Below are 22,627 nucleotides of genomic sequence, written 5' to 3' on the forward strand. Positions count from 1 at the left end.
CGGTCCCCACCGGAGAGAAGGAACAATGAAGTTCACGAAACTGGCCACGTTGGCCATGGCGATCGGCGTCGGAGCGGCGCTGACCGCCTGCGGTTCGAGTACCAAGACGGGAGAGCAGCAGCCGGCGGCGGGCGCGGGTGCCGCGGGTGGTCTCGTCGGCGTCACCATGCCGACCAAATCGTCGGAGCGCTGGATCCACGACGGCGACAACATCAAGGCGGCACTGGAGAAGCTGGGTTACCAGGTCGACCTGCAGTACGCGGAGGACGACATCCCCACCCAGGTCAACCAGATCGAGAACCAGATCACCAAGGGCGCGAAGCTGCTCGTGATCGCCTCGATCGACGGCACCGCGATCACCACGCAGCTGCAGGAGGCCGCGGACAAGAAGATCCCGGTCATCGCCTACGACCGGTTGATCCGCAACACCCCGAACGTCGACTACTACGCGACCTTCGACAACTTCAAGGTCGGCGTGCAGCAGGCGACGTCGTTGCTCACCGGGCTGAAGGTGCTCAAGGAGGACGGTTCCCCCGGCGAGGGCAAGGGCCCGTTCAACATCGAGCTGTTCGCCGGTTCGCCGGACGACAACAACGCGACGTTCTTCTTCAACGGCGCCATGTCGGTTCTGAAGCCCTACCTGGACAACGGCACGCTGGTCGTCAAGAGCGGCCAGACCGCGTTCAACGTCGCGGCGATCCTGCGCTGGCAGGCGGCGACCGCGCAGCGGCGCATGGAAGACCTGCTGACCAAGACCTACAGCTCGGGCGACAAGGTGCAGGGCGTGCTCTCGCCGTACGACGGGCTCTCCATCGGCATCCTCTCGGCGCTCAAGAGCAACGGCTACGGCACGCCGGGGCAGCCGTATCCGGTCGTCACCGGGCAGGACGCCGAGGTCGCGTCGGTGAAGTCCATCATCGCCGACGAGCAGTACTCGACGATCTTCAAGGACACTCGCAAGCTCGCCGACACCACGGTCAAGATGGCCGACGCGGTGCTCAAGGGCGGCAAGGCCGAGGTCAACAACACCAAGGACTACAACAACGGCCAGAAGGTCGTCCCGGCGTTCCTGCTGGAGTCGGTGATCCTCAACAAGGGCAACTACCAGAAGGAACTCATCGACTCGGGCTACTACAAAGCGGAACAGCTGAGGTAGTGGAAGTGACCGACGAAATCCTTCGGATGCGGGGGATCACCAAAACCTTCCCCGGGGTCAAGGCACTGCAGGACGTGAACCTGTCGGTGCGGCGGGGTGAGATCCACGCGATCTGCGGTGAGAACGGCGCCGGCAAGTCCACGCTGATGAAGGTGCTCTCGGGCGTGTACGCGCACGGCTCGTACGAAGGCGAGATCGTCTTCGACGGCGAGCCGTGCGCGTTCTCCGCGATCCGCGACAGCGAACGCCGCGGCATCGTGATCATCCATCAGGAACTCGCCCTCTGCCAGCAGCTGTCGATCGCGGAGAACATCTTCCTCGGCAACGAGAAGGCGCGCGGTGGCCTGATCGACTGGAACCGGACCAACCACGAGGCCGGCGAGCTGATGAAGCGGGTCGGCCTGCGGGAGAACCCGGTGACGCCGGTGCTCGACATCGGTGTCGGCAAACAGCAACTGGTCGAGATCGCCAAGGCACTGTCCAAAAAGGTCAAGCTCCTCATCCTCGACGAGCCGACGGCCGCGCTCAACGACGACGACTCGGCACATCTGCTCGAGCTGCTGCGAGGACTGCGTGACGACGGCGTCACCTGCGTCATGATCTCGCACAAGCTCAACGAGATCGCCGCGATCGCCGACTCGATCACCATCCTGCGCGACGGCAGGACGATCGAGACACTCGACGCGGCCAGCGTGACCGAAGACCGGATCATCGCCGGAATGGTCGGCCGGAAACTGGAGAACCGTTTCCCGCCAAGGGAACCGCGGATCGGCGACGAAGTGCTCCGGATCGAGGACTGGACCGTGCACAGCCCCACCCAGCGTGGCCGGGTGGTGGTCTCCGGTGCGAACCTGACGTTGCGCCGTGGCGAGATCGTCGGCCTCGCGGGACTCATGGGCGCCGGCCGGACGGAACTCGCGATGAGCGTGTTCGGGCGCTCGTACGGCAAGGACATCTCCGGCCGGCTGGTCAAGGACGGCAAGGAGATCGAAGCGCGGACCGTCGGCGAGGCCATCGAACACGGGATCGCCTACGCCACCGAGGACCGCAAGCGCTACGGGCTGAACCTCATCGAGGACATCCAGCGCAACGTCTCCGGAGCCGCGCTCGGCAAGATCGCGCGTCGCGGCTGGGTGGACTGGAACGAGGAACACCGGGTCGCGGAAGGCTTCCGCAAGAGCATGAACATCAAGGCCCCGAACGTGCAGAGCGTGACGGGCACGCTGTCCGGCGGCAACCAGCAGAAGGTCGTGCTGTCCAAGTGGATCCTCACCGATCCGGACGTGCTGATCCTCGACGAGCCGACGCGGGGAATCGACGTCGGCGCGAAGTACGAGATCTACACGATCATCAACCGGCTGGCCGACGAGGGGAAGGCCGTGCTGGTCATCTCCTCCGAGCTGCCGGAGCTGATCGGTCTGTGCGACCGGATCTACGCGTTGTCGGCCGGGCGGATCACCGGTGAGGTCGGCCGGGAAGAGGCGACCCAGGAGGTCCTGATGCGTGCCATGACCAGGGAACAGGAGTAACACCATGAGTACCGTCTCCGCCGGCACCGTCAGCGGTGCCCCGGAACGGAACGACGACGCTCCGGCCAAAGCGCCGAGGCGAATCTCGTTCAACCCGCGCCAAAGCGGTATCTACGTCGCGTTCGCCCTGATCGTCGTGCTGTTCTCGATCCTCACCGGCGGCGCGCTGCTGGAACCGCAGAACATCTCGAACCTGATCGTGCAGAACACTTACGTGCTGGTGCTCGCGATCGGCATGATCCTGATCATCATCGCCGGGCACATCGATCTGTCGGTCGGTTCGGTGGTGGCGCTGACCGGCGCGATTTCGGCCGTGCTGATGGTGAACCTCGGCATGTCGTGGCCGTTGGCGCTGCTCATCACGCTGCTCGTCGGCGCGGTGATCGGCGCCTGGCAAGGATATTGGGTCGCCTACTTCGGCATTCCAGCGTTCATCGTGACGCTGGCCGGCATGCTGATCTTCCGCGCCCTGACCCTGACCGTCCTGGGTAACCAGGGGATCGGCCCGTTTCCCGACGAGGTGCGGACACTGGCGAACGGGTTCACCGGCGGCTATCTCGGCAACATCGGGCTCGGCCCGCTCGGCGGTGCCGACCTGGTGAGCCTCCTCGTCGGCGTGCTGGCGATCGCGGGCGCGGTCTTCTCGCAGTGGCGTAAGCGCACGGCGCGGATCAACTACCTCCAAGAGGTCGACCCGTTGCCGATGTTCCTGCTGAAGATGGTCGCCGCGGCCGCCGTCGTGCTGTTCGTGGTGGTCCAGCTGGCCCGGTACAAGAACCTGCCGTGGGTGCTGATCCTGCTGTCGGTACTGGTGATCGGGTATTCGCTGGTGACGACGCGGGCGGTGTTCGGCCGCCACATCTACGCCATCGGCGGGAACGTCCAGGCGGCGACGCTGTCCGGGGTGAAGGTCAAAGCGGTCACGTTCTGGATCTTCGTCAACATGGGCGTGCTGTCCGCGCTGGCTGGCATCATCGTCGCCGGACGGCTCAACCAGGCCGGTCCGACCGCGGGCAACATGTTCGAACTCGACGCCATCGCCGCGGCCTTCATCGGCGGTGCCGCCGTACAGGGCGGGGTCGGCAAGGTGGTCGGCGCGATCACCGGCGGCTTGATCATGGGCGTCATCAACAACGGGATGTCCCTCATCGGCGCGCCGACCGAGAGCGTGAACCTGGTCAAGGGGTTCGTGCTGCTCGCCGCCGTCGCCTACGACATCTGGACCAAACGGCGGGCCCGGACCGCCGCCTGACGGTCGTGAGTGGCGTTTCGGGTGAGAACCCGAAACGCCACTCACGACCAACGCGCCCCACCTCCCCACCCCAGGCTCCTCGCAATGTCGCGAAAGGAAGTGCTGTGCGCAGCAGATCCGCCCGGCTCAGTGTGCTGACCCTGACCATCGCCGCCGGTGTCCTCGTGCCCGTTCAACCCGCTTCGGGCCAGGCGCAGACCGACTACACGCTCGCCGTCGACGGGGCGGGGCGTGGTGCCACGATCGACCGTTCGCTGTACGGCGTCTTCTTCGAGGACATCAACCGTGCCGCGGACGGCGGTCTGTACGCGGAACTCGTCCAGAACCGGTCCTTCGAGTACGACAAGGCCGACAACGCGTCCTACACCCCACTGACGTCTTGGGCGCCGACGTCACTCGGCGGGGGGACCGGTACGGCGCAGGTCGCCGACGACGCCCAGCGACTCAACGACCGGAACCGGCGCTACCTCCGGCTCGACCTTTCCAGCGGTGAATACGGCGTCGCGAACTCCGGCTACAACTCGGGAGTCCGCGTCGAAAAGGGAAAGCAGTACGACTTCTCGGTGTTCGCGCGGACCGATCGCGTGGCGGGGACGCCGCTCACGGCGGCGGTCACCGACCCGGCTGGGAAAGCGCTTGCTGACCCGCTGCGGATCCAGGTCCGCGGCGACGGCTGGGTGCGGTACTCGGGCACGATCCGGGCGCGGGAGTCGAGCGCGGTCGGCAGGCTGGCGCTGACCGCTTCCGGCGGCGGGACACTGCGGCTGGACATGGTGTCGCTGTTCCCGAAGGACACCTACAAGAGCCGGCCCAACGGGATGCGGGCCGACCTGGCCGAGAAGATCGCCGCGCTGAAGCCGGGCTTCGTCCGGTTTCCCGGCGGCTGCCTGGTCAACACCGGCAGCCATCAGGGCTACGAGGCGCCGAATTGGGAGCGGAAGCGCTCGTACCAGTGGAAGGACACGATCGGGCCGGTAGAGCAGCGGGCCACGAACGCGAACTTCTGGGGCTACAACCAGTCCTACGGCATTGGGTACTACGAATACTTCCAATTCTCCGAGGACATCGGCGCGATGCCGCTGCCGGTGGTGCCCGCGCTGGTCACCGGCTGCGGGCAGAACCGCGCCACCGACGATCCCGCGTTGCTTCAGCGGCACATCCAGGACACGCTCGACCTGATCGAGTTCGCCAACGGCCCGGTCACCTCGACCTGGGGCAAGAAGCGGGCCGAGATGGGGCATCCGGCGCCGTTCAACCTGACGCATCTCGGTGTCGGCAACGAGGAGAACCTGCCGGACGAGTACTTCGCCCGCTTCACGGAGTTCCGGAAGGCGATCGCGGCGAAGTACCCGGATATCACCGTGATCGGCAACTCCGGTCCGGACGACACGGGGACGACGTTCGACAGGCTGTGGCAGTTGAACCGCGACGCGAAGGTCGCGATGGTCGACGAGCACTACTACAACAGTCCGCAGTGGTTTCTGCAGAACAACCAGCGGTACGACACCTACGACCGCAACGGGCCCAAGGTGTTCCTCGGCGAGTACGCGTCGCTGGACAACAAGTTCGGCAACGCGCTGGCCGAGGCGGCGTACATGACCGGGCTGGAGCGGAACGCCGACGTCGTCAAGCTCGCGTCGTACGCGCCGCTGCTGGCGAACACCGACTACGTGCAGTGGAAACCGGACATGATCTGGTTCGACAACCAGCGCTCGTGGGGATCGGCCAGCTACCAGACGCAGAAGCTGTTCATGACCAACGCCGGTGACCACGTCGTACCGAGCAAGGCTTCGTCGACGCCGTCGACGGTCGCCCCGATCTCGGGTGCGATCGGACTGTCGACCTGGGCCACGAGCGCGGCCTACGACGACGTCAAGGTCACCTCGGCCGCCGGCGCGCAACTGTTCTCCGACGACTTCTCCGGTGACGACTCACGCTGGTCGAAGGTGGCCGGACGCGGTTCGTGGGCGGTGTCGAACGGCGCGTACGTCCAGACCGATCAGGCCGCGGAGAACACGCTGGTGACCGCGGGTGATCCGGCCTGGAGCAATTACGACTTCTCGGTGAAGGCGACCAAGACCGCCGGACGGGAAGGGTTCCTCGTCGCGTTCGGGGTGAAGGACACCGGCAACAACTACTGGTGGAACCTCGGCGGCTGGAACAACACCGTCTCCGCCGTCGAGAAGGCCGAGGGTGGCGCCAAGCAGACGCTGTTCCAGAACGACACCAAGATCGAGACCGGTCGTCAGTACGACCTGCGCGTCGAGGTCCGCGGCCGTCAGGTGACGTTGTTCCTCGACGGGCAGAAGTGGGGCTCCTTCACCGACGACCAGGTCGCCGAACCGTTCCGGCAGGTCGTCACCCGCGACCTCAAGACCGGTGAACTCGTGGTCAAGGTGGTCAACGCGCAGAACGCGGCCGCCCGCACCCGGGTCGACCTCGGCACCCGCGTCCAGCCGGGCTCCACGGCTCGCGTGACGACGCTGCAGGGTTCGCCCGACGACGTCAACACCGCCTTCGCCACGCCGATCGCGCCGCGAGAGTCGCGCTTCACCGGGGTGGCGAACACCTTCAGCTACACCTTCCCACCGAACTCCGTGACCTTCCTGCGGTTTCCGGCCCGAGTGAGGGGATGACCATGACCATCGACCGACGTGACCTGTTCAAAGCGGGTGGCGGGCTGCTGGCCGCCACCGCCGTGGGGACGCTGGCGGCGAACACCGCCACGGCCGCCGAAACCGCTGCTGCGCCGACCCAGTTGACCACCCGGAACCCGCTGGTCGAGCAGCGCGCCGACCCGTTCATCACCCGGCCGGTGAACGGGATGTACTACCTGACCGGTTCGGTGCCCGAGTACGACCGCGTCGTCGTGCGCGGCGCCGCCACGATCGACGGACTGGCCACGGCCAAGGAAAAGACGGTTTGGCGGCGTCCGTCGTCCGGGAAGATGGGCGGGCACATCTGGGCGCCCGAACTGCACCACATCGACGGCCGCTGGTACATCTACTTCGCCGCCGGGGATTCGGACAACGTGTTCCGCATCCGGACCTACGTCCTGGAGTCCACTTCGGACGATCCACGCGCGGACACCTGGGTGCTGCGCGGGCAGATGGTGACCAAGTGGGACACCTTCACCCTGGACTCGACCACGTTCGAGCACCGGGGCAAGCGGTACTTCGCCTGGGCGCAGAGCGAGCCGGGCATCGAGACCAACAGCAATCTCTACCTCGCCGAAATGGCCTCACCGCTGGCGCTCAAGGGCGAACCGGTGCGGCTCGCCGTGCCGACGTTGCCGTGGGAGATCCAAGGTTTCAAGGTCAACGAGGGCCCGGCCGTGCTCGTCCGCAACGGCCGGGTCTTCATGACCTACTCGGCGAGCGCCACCGACGCCCGGTACTGCATGGGACTTCTCACCGCCGACGAGCGTTCGGACCTGCTCGATCCGAGGTCGTGGACGAAGTCGCCGCAGCCGGTGTTCACCACGAACGAGGCGACGCGGCAATACGGGCCGGGGCACAACTCGTTCACCGTCGCCGAGGACGGCCGGACCGACGTGCTCGTCTACCACGCCCGCGACTACCGCGACATCACCGGCGATCCGCTGTACGACCCGAACCGGCACACGCGGGTCCAGCGGTTGTACTGGAACAACGACGGCACTCCGAGTTTCGGTGTCCCGGTCGGCAAGGGCGGGCCGTGCTTCCGATTGTCCCCTTTGGACGCTCCCGCGTCGTATGTGCGGCACTACGAACACCGGCTCACGGTCGACGGCGACGTCCGTGAACTCGCCGACTCGCAGTTCCGGATCGTGGCGGGTTTCCGCGGTGCCGGGACGGTGGCGCTGCAGTCGGTGAACTTCCCGGACCGGTACGTCCGGGTGGTCGACGGCGCGACCGTCCGGATCGATCCGTACGACGAAAGCGACACGTACGGCCGGGCGGCGAGCTTCACCCGGGTGCCGGGCCTGGCGGACTCGCAGGCGGTGTCGTTCCGGCTGCTGGGCGACTCCGCCACCTATTTGGCCCACGACAATGGAAGGATCTTGCCCTTCCGCCCCGGTGCCGGGGTACGAGATCGTCGACGGGTCAGCTTCCGGCTCAGCTGAACTCTCTGGGAGGTTGAACGCAGTGCTGCGAACACGCCCCATCGTCGGGGTTCTGGCGATGCTCGCCGGTACCCTGGTCGCCGCCGGCTCACCGGCCTCGGCCGAAGGCCCGCCCGACGACGTCTACACCTACCTCGAAGATCCACGGAAAGTCTCCGAAGGACAGGAACCGGCCCACGCCGACCTGCGTCCCTACGCGGACGTTTCCGCCGCCGCCCGTCGTGACGAACGCGGCCCGTACACGATGTCGCTCGACGGCATCTGGCGGATAGCGATGGCGGACAACCCGGCGCAGGTACCGGCGGGATTCCACGAAGACGGCTATGACGCGTCACGCTGGCGCGAAGTGTCCGTGCCCCACACGTGGCAGACCGACGGCCTGGACCACCCGATCTTCCGCAACATCGCCACCGAGATCCAGCCGGACGACCCGCCGCGCGTCCCGCGTGAGGTCAACCCGACCGGCGCCTACATCCGGGACTTCCCGCTGCCCGGGGACTGGACCCAGCGCAAGACCTTCCTGCGCTTCGAGGGCGTCACGTCGGCGTACTTCGTCTGGGTCAACGGGACGTACATCGGCTACGACCAGGGCGGATACACGCCGGCGGAGTTCGACATCTCGTCCGCGTTGCGGCCGGGGCCGAACCGGATCGCCGTGCAGGTGCACCGCTGGAGCGCGGGTGCCTACCTGGAGGACGTCGACCAATGGCGGTACTCGGGCATCTTCCGCTCGGTGACCCTGCGCTCGACGCCGGGCACCTTCATCCAGGACGTCGGCCTGACCACCGATCTCGACGCGACCTACACCGACGCCACGCTGAAGGCCGCGGTCGAGGTCGCCACGAAGCCCGGTGGAACGACGGGCAAGCACCGTGTCGGCCTGAGCCTGCGTGACGCGGCCGGCAGGGAAGTCGGGAAGACCGGCGGGGATGTCGAGCCCGGTGGGAAGACCGCGCTCAGCCTGCCGGTGCGCGATCCGGCGAAGTGGACCGACGAGACGCCGAACCTGTACACGGCCGTCCTCACGCTGACCGCACCCGACGGCCGGGTCACGCACATCACCAGCGAGACGGTCGGGTTCCGCGAGATCGAGATCCGCGACAAACAGTTGCTGGTCAACGGAAAGCGCTTACTGTTCAAGGGCGTCAACCGCGCGGAGACCGATCCCGACCACGGCAGGCATGTGCCGCGCCGGGCGCAGGAACGCGACGTCGCGCTGATGAAGCAGCTCAACGTCAACGCGGTCCGCACCTCGCACTACCCGTCGGACCCGTACTTCTACGAGCTGGCCGATCGGCACGGAATCTGGGTCGACGACGAGATCGACATCGAGACCCACAATCACGAGAACTGCGCGAAGTACTGCCAGGCGAACGATCCGGCCTGGCGGGACGCGTTCTTCGACCGGATGATCGGCATGGTCGAACGGGACAAGAACCACCCGAGCGTCTTCCTCTGGGACACCGGGAACGAGGCCGGGCTCGGTGCTCACCACTTCGCCCTGGCGGAATGGCTGGACGCGAACGAGCCGACCCGGCCGATCTACCACCAGTCCAACAATCCGGACGGCGACGCCCCCTTCGCCGACGTCTGGGGGCCGCGCTATCCGTCTCCGGAGAAGTTCGCCGAACAGGCGAAGAACACCACGAAGCCGCTGATCTTCGGGGAGTACGCCCACGCGATGGGCAACAGCCTCGGCAACTTCCGGGAGTTCTGGGACATCACCCGCGCGCATCCGCAGACTCAAGGCGGGTTCATCTGGGACTGGGCGGAGCAGAACATCCGGCAGCCGATCCGGCTCACGCCGGACTCGTCCGGCAACGACATCTCGGCGCATGTGACCGGGAAGCCGGATCTGGTCGAGGGGCATCGCGGCAAGGCGCTGGCACTGTCCGGATTGGACGATTTCGTCGAGGTGTACCGCGACCGGAAACTCGACATCACGGGCAAGGCGCTGACACTCGACGCGTGGGTGAAGCCGGGTGAATGGACCGGCGACTTCCGCATTCTCGGCAAGGGCGACCACCAGTACGCGCTCAAGATGAAGACGCAGGACACCCTGGAGTTCTTCATCCACAGTGGAACGTGGCAAGCCGTCCAGGCCAAGGTGCCCGCGGATTTCTACGGCAACTGGCACCGGGTGAGCGGCACCTACGACGGCACGGCCCTGCGGTTGTACCTCGACGGCAAGGAGATCGCGAACAAGCCGTTCACCGGCGCGATCGACACCTCGTCGGCCGAGGTCAACATCGGCCGTGATTTCGAAACGTCGTGGAACGACCCGTCTTCGATCGGATGGATGGGACGCGGCGCCGTCGACGACGTCCGCATCTACGACAAGCCGCTCACCGCGGCGGAGTTGTCCGGGACCACCCCGGTCGGTGGAGCGGTACTGGCGCTGGACTTCGACAGCGTCACCGAGCGGGGAAGTCACCTCTCCTACGGATCGAGTCTGTCCGGTGTGGACGGTCTGATCGGTTCGGACCGTTCGGTGCAGCCGGAGACCGCGCAGATGGCGTGGGCGCACCAGCCGATCCGGTTCGCGTATGAAGGCGGCACACTGGCGGTGACCAACGAGCGGCAGTTCAAGGGCACCGACGAGCTGAACCTGCGGTGGCGGATCCAGGAAGGTTCCCGGATCGTCGCTCAGGGCGAGCGGCCGTTGCGCGTCGGCGCGGCGTCGACGGGGAAGATCTCCTTGCCGATACCGCCGAATCCGACCGACCGGGAGCGGTTCCTCACCGTCGAGGCGGTGACCACCCAGGGCGAGCCGATGCTCGCGCGAGGGCACGTCCTGGCGCACGACCAGTTCTCCTTGGGCGGCAAGCGGATTCCGGGTCTGGACCGCTCACCGCTCGGCGGGAAGTCTGTCGGCGTAGTCGAGGACACGGCATCGGTGACGGCGTCCGCGGCGGGCGTCACGTACAAAGTGGACAAGACCACCGGGACGTTGTCGTCGATCCGGCACCAGGGCAAGGAACTGCTGAGCGGCGGGCCGAAGCTCGACGCGTGGCGGGCGCCGATCAGCAACGAGACCTTCGCCTGGGGCCGGGCCGAAGGCGAGGACTGGCGCAAGGCGGGGCTGGACCGGCTCAAGACCACGGTCACCGGTGTCCGGGTGGAGAAGGACGGCTCGCGAAGCGCGCGGGTGATCGTGGACAGCCGGGTCGCCGCGCCGGACGTCACCGGGGCTTGGTTCGACCAGACGATGACCTACACCGTCGACAAGTCCGGGACGCTGAGCCTCGGCAACAAGGTGGTGCCGCAGGGAAGTGTGCGTACCTTGCCGTACCTGCCCCGGATCGGTGTCTCACTGGCCGTGCCGGATTCCTACGACCGGTTCGCCTGGTACGGGCGGAAGGCCGAGAGCTACGTCGACCGCAAGGACGGGACGCCGATCGGCGTGCAGTCGACCACGGTGGACCAGCAGTACGTCGACTATCACCGGCCGCAGGACCACGGCAACCACACCGACAGCCGGTGGGCGCTGCTCACCGACGGCCGGACCGGTGGCCTGCTGGTCGGGGGAGCGAACGACGTCAGTGTGACGCCGTTCGACGACCTCGACCGGGCGGCGTACCCGTTCCAACTGCAGCGCAACAAGGGCTGGTTCACGTTGCACGCGAGTCACGCGGTGACCGGTGTCGGGGACACGCCCAACCCGGTCCGTGAGCGTAGCCAAGTCCAGCAGGACAGCACCTACGAGTACACGCTGTCGCTGCGGCCGCTGACCTCGCAGGAAGCGCGAGCGGGGCATCCGAGCGGCGGTTGATCTTCGGTCTCGTGAGTGGTAATGACGGTTCTAACCGTCATTACCACTCACGAGTTACTGGGCGGCTCCTGTCCACCCGCTGTCGCTAGGCTTGGTCTTCGACTGCGAGGGAGGACTGAGTTCATGGCGGAGTGGGCCGATCTGGTCGCGTTCGTACGGCAGCAATATCGGATTGTCCGGGACGAACCGGACGAAATCCGGATCCGGTTGTCCTATGGGGATGACGACTACGAAGAGCGGGCCCAGACCGTGGTCATCGCGCGCGAGGTCTTCGACCGCCGTGAAGACTGGGTGCAGATCGCGACGCCTTTCGCGCGCGTCGACCAGGTCGATCTGGCGACCGTGCTGACCGAGATCGGCAACACGATCGTCGTCGGGGGCCTGGTGGTCATGGGGGAGCACCTGGTGCTGCGCCATTCCCTGCCGCTGGTGAACCTCGACATCAACGAGTTCACCGACCCGCTCGAACTCGTCGCGGGTTCGGCGGAGTTGCTCGAACAGCAGTTCACCGGCCGCGACGACTACTGAGCCGGCGCGTGACCTCCTCGAAAGAGGTCACGCGTTCGCACTCCTCCTCGGTGAGCTTGTTGATCGCAGCCCGGTAGGCCTGTGCTCGGGCCGTGCTGGACAGCTCGCCGTCGAGGAGAACCGGCAGTCCGAGTTCGAAGCCGCAGCGGGCCCGCACTCCGTAGCGGTGCCGGGTACGGGCGACGGCCGTGGCGACACGGAGCCCGTGTTCGGTGCCCCGCGGCGTCGCGGGCCTGTCGATCTCGATGGCCGCGAACCGGAAACCGTTGGCACCATCGCATTTCTCACAACCGGTGGGACCGGCACCGAGCTCATTGCCGCATCCCGGGCATCGCAGCCGGCACAGGGCGGCGTCGACCACTCGCCAGGCGAAGGCCGAGGTATCGGCGACGACCATCTCGGCGAGTTCGGTTTCCTCGCGTGTTCCGGCGGCGACGCCGTATTCGGTGCGGAACCGCCGCCAGCATTCCTCGATACTCGCCTCGACGGCGGCCAGTGCCTCGGCAGGGCGGCCGCCACGGGGAAGAGCGGTCATGATCGGCACCCTAAACCGCGTTCGTCCGGATCGCGATCGCTATTTCGCCCGGAGCAGGGTATCGGCGTCGATGCAGAGGCGGCCGTCGCAGGGAATGACCGTCAGTTCGTGGGTTTCGGTGGGGGCGGGACGGCCGTCGCGGTAGTGCAAGGTGATGCGCGCCCGCACGGTCGTCGCGGAGCTTGCCGAGGCGCTGTGAACGTCCACCGCACTGATCTTTCCCCAGTGGGCCTCGTAATCGGTCAGACCGCGGCGTCGCAGGTTCGGCCCGATGAGCGGCCAGCCCGCACGGGTGTCGGGCATCAGGCGGTAGTAACCGGTGACGAACTCCGCGATGCCTTCGCTCGAGGTGGGCCCGGTCGCGGTGGAAGTCGTCACGTGCGAGGTCGTGGATTGCATCAGCGTGGTGGTCGTCGGCGGTGGGGATTGCGGGCGCGGTTCGACCACGGCGGGCAGCGGTGTGCCGGCTGTCTGGGCCGAGCCCGCGAAGTGAACGCCGACGAAGATGGCCGTCAGCACGGACCCCGAGACCCCCAGTACCAAGAACACCAGCCAGACGTTGACCTGTGGCTGCCCGGCGTGGGGGACGCGCGCCGGGTCCGCTGACCGCGCGCCGTCACCGTCGCGACGACTGAGCACCTGTGAAATTCCGCTGATCAGCCCCGTCGCGATCGTGAACGCGACGGCGAGACCCCACGCCAGGTAATTGGTCTTGAGGTCGGTCGCGAAATTGATCGCGGTGCCGAGTGCCGCGGCGATGAAGGCGCCGAGCAGGGACCAGAACCATACAGAACCCGCCCGTTGCAAGATCGTCTCCCCTTTTCGCGTGCCGAAGCCATCGGCTTACCACTCGTGGGGCGGACGGGCGTTGTTACGACGGACGGGTTCCGTGGCCCTATCGTGATCGGTGCGCTTTTTCCAGCGCGGAAAGAAACGTGACCGGGGACTGCGCACCGGAAACGCCATAAGTGCCGTTCAGTACGAAGAACGGCACGCCGTTGACGCCGATCCTGCGCGCTTCGGCGAAATCCGCGTCGACCTCGCCCGCGAACTTCGTGCCCTCCAGTACCTCGCGCGCCTCGTCCTCGGGGACGCCGACTTCGGCGCCGAGCCGGACCAGCGTGTCGAGATCGTCGACGATCTCGCCGTCACAGAGGTGTGCCTTGAGCAGCCGTTCGTGCATCCGATCGCCGAGCCCGTGCTGGTCGGCCAGATGGTTCAGGCGGTGGGCGTCGAGCGTGTTGACCGACACGGCGTTGTCGAGGTCGTAGGTGAGGCCCTCCGCGGCGGCGAGTTCGGTTACCTGCCGCGTCATCGCCGTGACCTGTTCGGGCGGCGCGCCGATCTTCTTGGCGAGCATGTCCCGCACCGGCTCGCGATGGCCCTTGGGGTGCGACGAGTCGAGCTGGAAGCTGTGCCAGCGCACCTCGACGTCGTCGGCGTGCGCGAACTCGCCGAGCGCGGTCTCCATCCGGCGTTTGCCGATGTAGCACCACGGACAGACGACGTCGGACCAGACGTCGACGTACATCACCACGAGCACACCCCATCCGTGCAGAGCGGCGCGTCTTCGGAGCCGAGGACGACCAGCTTCGGTCCGGCAGGCTCCGGTTCTTCGGGAAGCGCGTTTTCGGGTGCTTCGGGGGCGGCAGACGCAGTCATGACCACTTCCTTGGATACTTCTTGTTCGTAACCGCAACTTACGCCAGTATGGGCCGCGGCGGTAAGGAGGCACTTCCATGTCAGCTACGCACATCGATGTGCCCATGCCCGTGCCAGCCGACCACGACTGCCCCGCGTTTCGTCCTCTAAATGCGGTAGTTCGTACACCGAACTACCGCATTTAGAGGACGAAACGCCCAGTGGTGACGTCCAATTGGGGAGGGCTCACTGCCCTGCTCGCCGGGTTCTTCGTGCTGTTGCTCGATACGACGATCGTGGCCGTGGCGAGCCCGAGCATTCAAGCCGATCTCGGCGGGGACGTCGCCGAGCTGTTCTGGGTGACGGCCGGATACCTGCTGGCGTTCTCGGTCCCGCTGCTCGTCGCCGGACGGCTCGGTGATCTCTTCGATCCGAAGCGCGTCTACCTCTTCGGTATGGGCGGTTTCGCGGTCGCGTCCGCGCTGTGTGGTCTCGCTCCGTCGATCGGCTGGCTCATCGCGTTCCGGGCCCTGCAAGGCTTGGCGGCCGCCGCGATGGCCCCTCAGCCGCTCACGCTGATTCGACGGCTGTTCGCCGAGGACGAGCGCGGGCGCGCCTTCGGCATCTGGGGTTCGGTCGCCGCCGCTGCCACCCTGCTCGGGCCTATCTTGGGCGGGCTGCTGACGGCGAGCCTGGATTGGCGCTGGATCTTCTGGGTCAACGTGCCCCTTTGCGGCATCGCCGTCGTCGTGGGTGTCCGCCTGATTCCCGGTAGCCGGGGCGGGACCACACGATTCGATCTCCTCGGTGCTGTGTTGAGCACAGCGGGCTTGAGCCTTCTCGTCTGGGCCCTGCTGTCTTGGGGCGCTCTTTCCTTGCCCGCGGCCTTCATCGCCGTCGCGCTGCTCGTTTGCTTTTACCGCCGCGAACGTCGCGAAGGCGAGGAGGCGTTGGCGCCGTTGGATCTCTATCGATCGTCCGGCTATTTGACCGCGAGTCTCGCGATGGCTTCTCTCGGTGCGACGGTCCTCGCGATGGCCCTGCCGACGATGCTCTACATCCAAGACGTACGAGGGTTCGGACCGATCGAGGCCGCCGTGGTCATGTCGCCGGATGCTCTCGTGGCGATCCTGATGTCGCCCTCGGCGGGCCGCTGGGTCGACCGGGTGGGAGGGAGACTGCCGGCGATACTCGGCATGAGCCTGCTCACGGCGAGTCTCTTGCTCATCGGTCTCGTGGTCATGCTGAACCTGAGTCCCTGGTGGATCCTGCCCGGAGCCGCGATGCTGGGCGCCGCCAACGCCCTGGCGTGGTCGCCGCTGTCCGCCATCGCGATGGCATCGGTGGACCCGGACGCCGCTGGTGGTGCCTCGGGGTTGTTCAACACCGTGCGACAGGTGGGTGCGGTCGCGGGAGTGGCGGTGACCGGCGCGGTGCTGGCCGGCCTCGACGCGAGCCCCAAGTTGGCCTTTGGGGTCGTTTTCCTGGTCATCTGCCTGATCGCCGCGGGCGGGGCCGTCGCGGCGGTCCGGTTGCCGGTGAGTTCGGTCGCCGATCGCGCGGCACAGTCGTGAGTGGGGCCCCGGAGCACGGCGATGCGTGACCGTGTGGATCTTGTCGCGTGCTACCTGCCCCGGCTGCGCCTGGGGGCTCAGCCGGTTGGCGTGCCGAACCAACGAGTCAGGTGCTCGTTCAGGTCCTGCTGCTCCTCGCCGATCCAGCCGACGTAGCCGTCGGGCCGGAGCAGCAGCGCCGGAGCGTCCACCGCCGCGGTGGGGTCCGCGATGAGGTCGACCCGGTCCGACCAGCCTTCGACGGTCAGCCGTTCGGTGCGGTCGAGGAGCAGGCCGCGGCACTGATGCAGCTGGTCGTAGAGGCGGCCCAGTTTCAGGTCGAGGTCACGCAGGCGGCGGCCGAGCAGATCGGGGCCGTCGCCGAAGTCGTAACGGAGGCCGATCGCGGTGATCTTCTTGATCAGATGCCGGTTCACCTCGTCGAAGTCCATCAGTTCGGTGAGCAGCCTGCGGACGGCTTGCGGGCCCGGTTCGGTGGACTGAAGTTCCACCTGGGCGCGGGTGTTGTCCAGTACGTCCGCGGCGACCGGATGACGTTCGGTCTGGTAAGTGTCCAGCAAGGTTTCCGGCGCCCAGCCACGGATCTGCGCGGCCAGTTTCCAGCCGAGATTGATCGCGTCCTGGATGCCGAGATTCAGACCCTGTCCACCCAGCGGCGGGTGGATGTGCGCCGAATCGCCTGCCAGCAGGACACGTCCCACCCGATACCGTTCGGCCTGCCGGGTGGCATCTCCGAAGCGGGACAACCAGCGCGGGGAGTGCACGCCGAAATCGGTTCCGACCACGGCGCGCAGCTGCTGCCTGAAATCCTCGATGGTGGGTGGTTCCGAGCGGTCGCTGACTCCCGCGGCGGGGACCAGGACGCTATAGACCCCTTCGCCGAAGGGCCTGAGCCAGAATCGCCTGCGGGGCTCGGGGAGTCCGGCCATCGTGGCGGCGATCTCCTCCTGCGGCACACCCACTTTCATCTCGCCCATGAGCGTGTCGTTCCGCGAGGGTTCACCGGGGAAGCCGACTCCGAGCAGTTTGCGCACCGTGCTGCGCGCGCCGTCGCAGCCGATGAGGTAGCGCGTCCGCAGCCGCTCCCCGTCGGCCAGTTCGACGGTCACGCCGTCGTCGTCCTGTTCGAAACCGGTCACCGCGCGACCGCGCCGGATCTCCGCGCCCAGGGCGGTCGCGTGGTCTTCGAGAAGCTGGACGATGACCGGCTGCGGGATGCCCAGCAGGTAGGCATGCGCGGAATCCAGACCCTCGGGCGCGGGTTTGTCGATGGCGGCGAAGAAACCGCCCGCCGGACGCTGCCTCCCGTTTTCGCGGAGGCGATCCAGCAGTCCGCGCATGGCCATCAGTTCGATACTGCGAATATGCAGGCCGACTATCCGGACGAACGACGCGGGCTCGGTCTCCTTCTCCACGACGAGTACCCGCACATCGTGTAGCCGCAGTTCAGCGGCCAGTATCGCACCGGTCGGCCCGCACCCGGCAATGATCACATCGAACATGAACCACCCATTCGTTCAATTCCGTCCCGCTGGTAGGCGGCTCATCGTGGGGCAACCTGGATCTTGCCGCAACCGATATACCTCTCGATCGTCCACAAAGGACTGAAGACTCCGTTCGGCGGAGCGCGTCTTCCCAGAACGTAACGGCCCGGCTACCCTGCATGGGAGCGCTCCCAGTCGCCCGGTCCGGCCAGAGGAGAGGATTTATGAGATCCAGAAGAGCCTTACCCGCTTTATCCCTGACGGTGTTACTCTCGGCCGCCCTGATGACCGCGGCTCAGCCCGCGGCGGCGGCCGTGTCCTGCACGGCCGAGTACGGCGTCACCAACGAGTGGTCGACGGGTTTCGGCGCCGCCGTGACCATCCGGAACCCCGGCACCGAACCGATCAACGGCTGGGACCTGACCTGGACGTTCGCCGACGGTCAGCGGATCACCCAACTCTGGAACGGGACCCATACCCAGACCGGAGCCACGGTCTCGGTGCGCAACGTGGACTGGAACAGGACGATCCCGGTCGGCGGATCGGCCCAATTCGGGTTCAACGGCAGCAAGACCGCCGGGAACCGGACGCCGGTGGACTTCGCCGTCAACGGCGTCGCGTGCACCGGCGCCAACCGGGCGCCGGCGGTCGCCCTGACCAGCCCGGCGAACAACTCCAGCCATCCCGTTTCGACCGTCGTCCCGCTGGCCGCGGAGGCGAGCGACGCCGACGGCACGATCGGCAAGGTCGAGTTCTACGCCGGTACCGAACTGATCGGCACCGACACCTCGGCCCCGTTCCAGCTCGGCTGGACCCCGGCCGCGGCGGGCCAGTATTCCGTCGCTGCCAAGGCCTATGACGACAAGGGCGCGTCCACGGTGTCCTCACCGATCGCGGTCCGGGTCCTCGCGGCCCCGACGATCGTCGCGACACCGGCGACGGTCTCGGTCAGACAGGGCACGACGGCCACGGTGGACGTGACGTTGGCGAGCGCGCCGTCGGCGACCGTCCCGGTCACGATCGCCAGGACGTCGGGCAGTACGGATCTCACGGCGTCGCCGACGCAGCTGAGCTTCACGCCCGCGAACTGGAACGTCGCTCAAAAGGTCACGATCGCCTCGGCCGCCAATGGGGGAGCGCTCGCCACGGCGACCTTCTCCGCCACCGCGGCCGGCTTCGACGCGGCCACCATCGCGGCGAGCGAACTCGATCCGGCGACGCCGGCGTTCAAGTCCGCGTTCCTGACGCAGTACAACAAGATCAAGGACCCGGCGAGCGGCTACTTCCGGCGGTTCGGCGACCTGCTGGTGCCCTACCACTCGGTGGAGACCCTGCTGGTCGAAGCCCCGGACCACGGCCACCAGACGACGTCCGAGGCGTTCAGCTACTACCTGTGGCTCGAAGCCGCGTACGGCCAGCTCCAGGGCGACTGGGCACCGTTCAACGCGGCATGGGCGTCGCTGGAGAAGTACATCATCCCGGCGCACACCGATCAGCCGACGAACGACAAGTACAACGCGGGCAAGCCCGCGACGTACGCGCCCGAACATCCCCGGATGGACCGGTATCCGTCCGTGCTCGATTCCGGCGTCCCGGTCGGTTCCGACCCGATCGCCGGGGAACTGAAGGCGGCCTACGGCACCGACGACATCTACGGGATGCACTGGCTGCTCGACGTCGACAACACCTACGGCTTCGGCCGCTGCGGTGACGGGACCACGGCCCCCGCGTACATCAACACCTATCAGCGCGGTTCGTCGGAATCGGTGTGGGAGACGATCCCGCAGCCGTCCTGCGACACCTTCGCCCACGGTGGTCCGAACGGGTATCTCGATCTGTTCACCAAGGACTCGTCGTACGCCAAGCAATGGAAGTACACCAACGCGCCGGACGCCGACGCGCGGGCCGTCCAGGTCGCCTACCTCGCCCAGAAATGGGCGACGGCGCAGGGCAAGGGCGCACAGGTCGACGGGGTGGTGAAGAAGGCGTCGAAGATGGGCGACTATCTGCGGTACGCCATGTTCGACAAGTACTTCAAGAAGATCGGCGGCTGCACGAGCCCGAGTTGTCCGGCCGGGACGGGCAAGGACAGCGCGCACTACCTGATGTCCTGGTACTACGCCTGGGGCGGCGCGACCGACACCTCGGCGGGCTGGGCCTGGCGGATCGGCGACGGCGCGAACCACCAGGGCTACCAGAACCCGCTCGCGGCGTACGCGCTGGCGAACGATCCGGCGCTGAAGCCGCAGTCGGCGACAGGTGCGGCCGACTGGGCGAAGAGCCTGGACCGGCAACTCGAGGTCCTGCAATGGTTGCAGGCGAACGAGGGCGGGATCGCCGGCGGCGTGACCAACAGCTGGGAAGGCCAGTACGGCGCACCGCCCGCGGGGACGCCGACGTTCTACGGCATGTTCTACGAAGACCATCCGGTCTGGCGTGATCCGCCGAGCAACCGCTGGTTCGGCTTCCAGGTGTGGAACCTCGAACGGGTCGCGTCGCTGTACCAGTTGACCGGTGACGCCAGGGCGAAAAAGATCCTGGACAAATGGGTGCCGTGGGCGATCGCCAACACCACCACCGGCGCGGGCTTCCGCATTCCGGCCGATCTCGAATGGACCGGCGCGCCCGACACGTGGAACCCGGCGAACCCCGGTGGCAACACGGGCCTGCACGTCCGGGTGCTCAATCACAACCAGGACGTCGGGATCGCGGCTTCGTACGCGAAGGTTTTGCTGAACTACGCGGCGAAATCCGGCAACGCCGCGGCGAAGAGCACCGGTGAGGCCCTGCTGAACGGGATGCTGGCACATACCGACCCGCTCGGGATCGGCACCCCGGAGACCCGCACCGACTACAACCGATTCGATGACGCCTACAACGCGACCACGGGAGAAGGGACCTACGTTCCGCCGGGCTGGACCGGCAAGATGCCCAACGGGGACGCCATCAACGCGAACAGCACGTTCCTGTCGATCCGGTCGTTCTTCGAAGACGATCCGCAATGGCCGAAAGTCAGGTCCTATCTGGACGGTGGTGCGGCGCCGTCGTTCACCTTCCACAGGTTCTGGGCGCAGGCCGAGATAGCCACGGCGTTTTCCCTGCACGTCCAACTCTTCGGCTGACCAGGAGGACATCGGTGAGAGCATGGCGTTCACGCACGATGAAGTGCTTGATCGCCGCGTTGGTCGGGCTCGCCTGCTTGACGGCGGTGAGCCCGACCGCATCCGCGGCGGGCACGGGATCCGGCTACTGGAGCGCTCGCGGCGCGCAGCTTGTCGACGCGAAGGGCGATCCGGTGCGGATGACCGGCGTCAACTGGTTCGGCGCCGAGACGGCGAACTTCACCTTCCACGGCCTGTGGAGCCGCAACTACCGTGACATGGTCGCGCAGATGGTGGGCCTCGGCTACAACACCATCCGTATCCCGTATTCCAACCAAATGCTCGACGTGGGTTCGACGCCCACGAGCATCGATTTGGCGAAGAACCCGGATCTGGCAGGCCTTTCCGGGATCCAGATCATCGACAAGGTGATCGCCGAGGCCGGGGCGCGGGGAATGCGGGTGATCCTCGACAGGCATCGCCCGGACGGTGCCGGGCAGTCCCCGCTCTGGTACACCGCCGCCTATCCCGAGTCGCGCTGGATCGACGACTGGAAGAAACTCGCCTTACGGTACAAGGGAAACCCCACCGTGGTCGGCGCGGATCTGCACAACGAACCGCATGCGACGTCCGGTGGCGGCGGCGCCTGCTGGGGTTGCGGTGATCAGGCGGTGGACTGGCGCCTGGCGGCCGAGAGGGCGGGCAACGCGATCCTCACGGTCAACCGGGACTGGTTGATCATCGTCGAAGGCGTCGACTGTGTCGCCGGTACCGGCTCGCCGCAATGCGGCTGGTGGGGCGGGAACCTCTCCGGTGCCCGGCAGTTCCCCGTCCGGCTGAGCAAACCGGACAAGCTGGTCTACTCGGCGCACGAGTACGCGACGTCGGTGTTCGCGCAGCCGTGGTTCTCCGATCCGGCCTTCCCGGCGAACCTGCCCGCGCTGTGGGACCACTGGTTCGGGTATCTGGAGAAGGAGAACATCGCGCCGGTGCTGCTCGGCGAGTTCGGCACCACGCTGCGGGATCCGCGTGACGGTGTCTGGCTCCGGGAATTGATGCGGTACGCGGGAACCGGTCCGTCCGGAATGGACTTCACCTTCTGGTCGTGGAACCCCAACTCCGGCGACACCGGCGGCATCCTCAACGACGACTGGACCACGGTGAACACGGTCAAGCACGGGTACCTCAGCCCGTACCTGATCCCGCCGTCGGGAGGTGGGACACCGGCTCCAACGCCGGGAGGCTGCACGGTGGCCTATCGGGTGGAGAACACGTGGAACGGCGGCTTCACCGCGTCGGTCCGGCTGACCAACACGGGTTCGGCCGCCGTCGACAACTGGGTGGCCACCTGGACGGTGCCACCCGATGTGCGGCTCGTGAGCGGCTGGAACGCCACAGTCACCCTGGCAGGGACGACGGTCACGGCGTCGGCACCGTCGTGGGCACCGGCTCTGGCCGCCGGTGCGAGCACGACCGTCGGATTCCAGGCGACGGGCGTGACGACGCCCGCACCGTCGGGCTTCCGGCTCGGAACGGCATCCTGCGCGGCAGGATGAAACGCGGTGGGTCGCCGCGATCCGATGGCGTGGCGACCCACCGCCCGGTCACGGCGTTTCGCCGCCACCCACGCGGCTTTCCCTGCCGAGACGGACCGGCCCTCAGTCGGGGAACCTCGACCTTCGCGGCTTTCCCAGTACATGATGGCCTCCTTCCTTGCGTCAGGCGCAAGGAAGGAGGCCATCATGTACTTCACCCGCGTGAGGGTGCCGGAGCGTGGTGGTCGTGAGTGGCGATGCGGGTTTTATTGAGGGGTAAGGCAAAGGTGTCGTGTTGGGGAGGGTCTGTGAGACGTCAGGCTTCGGCACTGGGCGGTGGCGTCCCGGAGGTGTCGCGAAAGCCACTTTCGGGACATGTGATGTCCTAAAAGTGGCTTTCGCGACACCTCCGTGA

The 22,627-nt window shown here is 66.9% G+C and carries 14 protein-coding genes and 1 pseudogene; 10 read left to right on the top strand and 5 right to left on the bottom strand.

The genetic code is table 11. The features are described from left to right. Positions 1 to 25 precede the first annotated feature (25 nt). The 7 genes from chvE (at position 26) to ACZ54P_RS30835 (ending at position 12,342) form a co-directional block, all read left to right on the top strand. The gene (gene chvE, locus ACZ54P_RS30805) at positions 26 to 1,156 is read left to right on the top strand and encodes a multiple monosaccharide ABC transporter substrate-binding protein (RefSeq protein WP_465465097.1); all 1,131 of its coding nucleotides are present in this window, start codon (positions 26 to 28) and stop codon (positions 1,154 to 1,156) included. A 5-nt stretch (positions 1,157 to 1,161) separates the two neighbouring features. Next, on the top strand, positions 1,162 to 2,685 hold the full coding sequence (gene mmsA, locus ACZ54P_RS30810) for a multiple monosaccharide ABC transporter ATP-binding protein (RefSeq protein WP_465465098.1): 1,524 nt from the start codon (positions 1,162 to 1,164) through the stop codon (positions 2,683 to 2,685). Between the two features lie 4 nt (positions 2,686 to 2,689). Then, positions 2,690 to 3,937: a multiple monosaccharide ABC transporter permease gene (gene mmsB / locus ACZ54P_RS30815; protein WP_465465099.1), complete on the top strand. Its 1,248-nt coding sequence runs from the start codon at positions 2,690 to 2,692 to the stop codon at positions 3,935 to 3,937. A 104-nt stretch (positions 3,938 to 4,041) separates the two neighbouring features. After that, positions 4,042 to 6,573: an alpha-L-arabinofuranosidase C-terminal domain-containing protein gene (locus tag ACZ54P_RS30820; RefSeq protein WP_465465100.1), complete on the top strand. Its 2,532-nt coding sequence runs from the start codon at positions 4,042 to 4,044 to the stop codon at positions 6,571 to 6,573. A gap of 2 nt (positions 6,574 to 6,575) precedes the next feature. Next, the gene (locus tag ACZ54P_RS30825; RefSeq protein WP_465465101.1) at positions 6,576 to 8,042 is read left to right on the top strand and encodes a family 43 glycosylhydrolase; all 1,467 of its coding nucleotides are present in this window, start codon (positions 6,576 to 6,578) and stop codon (positions 8,040 to 8,042) included. 22 nt (positions 8,043 to 8,064) lie between these two features. Continuing rightward, positions 8,065 to 11,814 carry a glycoside hydrolase family 2 TIM barrel-domain containing protein gene (locus tag ACZ54P_RS30830; RefSeq protein ID WP_465465102.1) on the top strand — a complete coding sequence of 1,250 codons (3,750 nt, stop codon included), beginning with the start codon at positions 8,065 to 8,067 and terminating at the stop codon, positions 11,812 to 11,814. Between the two features lie 123 nt (positions 11,815 to 11,937). Next, positions 11,938 to 12,342 (top strand): hypothetical protein, encoded by a 405-nt coding sequence (locus tag ACZ54P_RS30835; protein WP_465465103.1) that lies wholly within the window; start codon positions 11,938 to 11,940, stop codon positions 12,340 to 12,342. Here the strand turns inward: ACZ54P_RS30835 and ACZ54P_RS30840 are convergent. The 4 genes and pseudogenes from ACZ54P_RS30840 to ACZ54P_RS30855 all read right to left on the bottom strand — a co-directional run bounded on the left by ACZ54P_RS30840 (position 12,320) and on the right by ACZ54P_RS30855 (position 14,539). Then, the gene (locus ACZ54P_RS30840) at positions 12,320 to 12,877 is read right to left on the bottom strand and encodes a hypothetical protein (protein WP_465465104.1); all 558 of its coding nucleotides are present in this window, start codon (positions 12,875 to 12,877) and stop codon (positions 12,320 to 12,322) included. The genes ACZ54P_RS30835 and ACZ54P_RS30840 overlap by 23 nt on opposite strands. Before the next feature lie 39 nt (positions 12,878 to 12,916). After that, positions 12,917 to 13,684 (bottom strand): serine/threonine protein kinase, encoded by a 768-nt coding sequence (locus ACZ54P_RS30845; RefSeq protein ID WP_465465105.1) that lies wholly within the window; start codon positions 13,682 to 13,684, stop codon positions 12,917 to 12,919. A gap of 172 nt (positions 13,685 to 13,856) precedes the next feature. Then, positions 13,857 to 14,408 (bottom strand): annotated as a pseudogene (locus ACZ54P_RS30850) (DsbA family oxidoreductase); the annotation flags it as partial. Next, complete coding sequence (locus tag ACZ54P_RS30855) at positions 14,408 to 14,539, bottom strand: hypothetical protein (protein WP_465465106.1); 132 nt, start codon at positions 14,537 to 14,539, stop codon at positions 14,408 to 14,410. The gene ACZ54P_RS30855 and the pseudogene ACZ54P_RS30850, both read right to left, overlap by 1 nt. Positions 14,540 to 14,739: 200 nt before the next feature. Between ACZ54P_RS30855 and ACZ54P_RS30860 the strand changes: the two genes are divergently transcribed. Further along, a complete protein-coding gene (locus tag ACZ54P_RS30860; protein ID WP_465465107.1) occupies positions 14,740 to 16,092 on the top strand; it encodes an MFS transporter in 1,353 nt (450 codons plus the stop codon). 77 nt (positions 16,093 to 16,169) lie between these two features. Here the strand turns inward: ACZ54P_RS30860 and rox are convergent, their stop codons facing one another. Further along, entirely contained in the window at positions 16,170 to 17,594 is a 1,425-nt protein-coding gene (gene rox, locus ACZ54P_RS30865; RefSeq protein WP_465465108.1) for a rifampin monooxygenase, read from the bottom strand. Positions 17,595 to 17,860: 266 nt separating this feature from the next. Here rox and ACZ54P_RS30870 point away from each other — a divergent pair, with 266 nt between their 5' ends. Together ACZ54P_RS30870 and ACZ54P_RS30875 are read left to right on the top strand one after the other, a co-directional pair. Beyond that, positions 17,861 to 20,698: a glycoside hydrolase family 48 protein gene (locus ACZ54P_RS30870; protein ID WP_465465109.1), complete on the top strand. Its 2,838-nt coding sequence runs from the start codon at positions 17,861 to 17,863 to the stop codon at positions 20,696 to 20,698. A 38-nt stretch (positions 20,699 to 20,736) separates the two neighbouring features. Next, complete coding sequence (locus ACZ54P_RS30875; RefSeq protein WP_465465141.1) at positions 20,737 to 22,233, top strand: cellulase family glycosylhydrolase; 1,497 nt, start codon at positions 20,737 to 20,739, stop codon at positions 22,231 to 22,233. Positions 22,234 to 22,627: the final 394 nt, after the last annotated feature.

The sequence above is a fragment of the Amycolatopsis sp. NPDC034160 genome (genome assembly GCF_055575355.1).

What these genes read in the sequence shown, in the direction of transcription:
- ACZ54P_RS30840 (WP_465465104.1), bottom strand. Translation starts at nt 12,877, where the DNA reads ATGACCGCTCTTCCCCGTGGCGGCCGCCCTGCCGAGGCACTGGCCGCC.
- ACZ54P_RS30835 (WP_465465103.1), top strand. Translation starts at nt 11,938, where the DNA reads ATGGCGGAGTGGGCCGATCTGGTCGCGTTCGTACGGCAGCAATATCGG.
- ACZ54P_RS30875 (WP_465465141.1), top strand. Translation starts at nt 20,737, where the DNA reads ATGAAGTGCTTGATCGCCGCGTTGGTCGGGCTCGCCTGCTTGACGGCG.
- chvE (WP_465465097.1), top strand. Translation starts at nt 26, where the DNA reads ATGAAGTTCACGAAACTGGCCACGTTGGCCATGGCGATCGGCGTCGGA.
- mmsB (WP_465465099.1), top strand. Translation starts at nt 2,690, where the DNA reads ATGAGTACCGTCTCCGCCGGCACCGTCAGCGGTGCCCCGGAACGGAAC.
- ACZ54P_RS30825 (WP_465465101.1), top strand. Translation starts at nt 6,576, where the DNA reads ATGACCATCGACCGACGTGACCTGTTCAAAGCGGGTGGCGGGCTGCTG.
- ACZ54P_RS30870 (WP_465465109.1), top strand. Translation starts at nt 17,861, where the DNA reads ATGACCGCGGCTCAGCCCGCGGCGGCGGCCGTGTCCTGCACGGCCGAG.
- ACZ54P_RS30855 (WP_465465106.1), bottom strand. Translation starts at nt 14,539, where the DNA reads ATGACTGCGTCTGCCGCCCCCGAAGCACCCGAAAACGCGCTTCCCGAA.
- rox (WP_465465108.1), bottom strand. Translation starts at nt 17,594, where the DNA reads ATGTTCGATGTGATCATTGCCGGGTGCGGGCCGACCGGTGCGATACTG.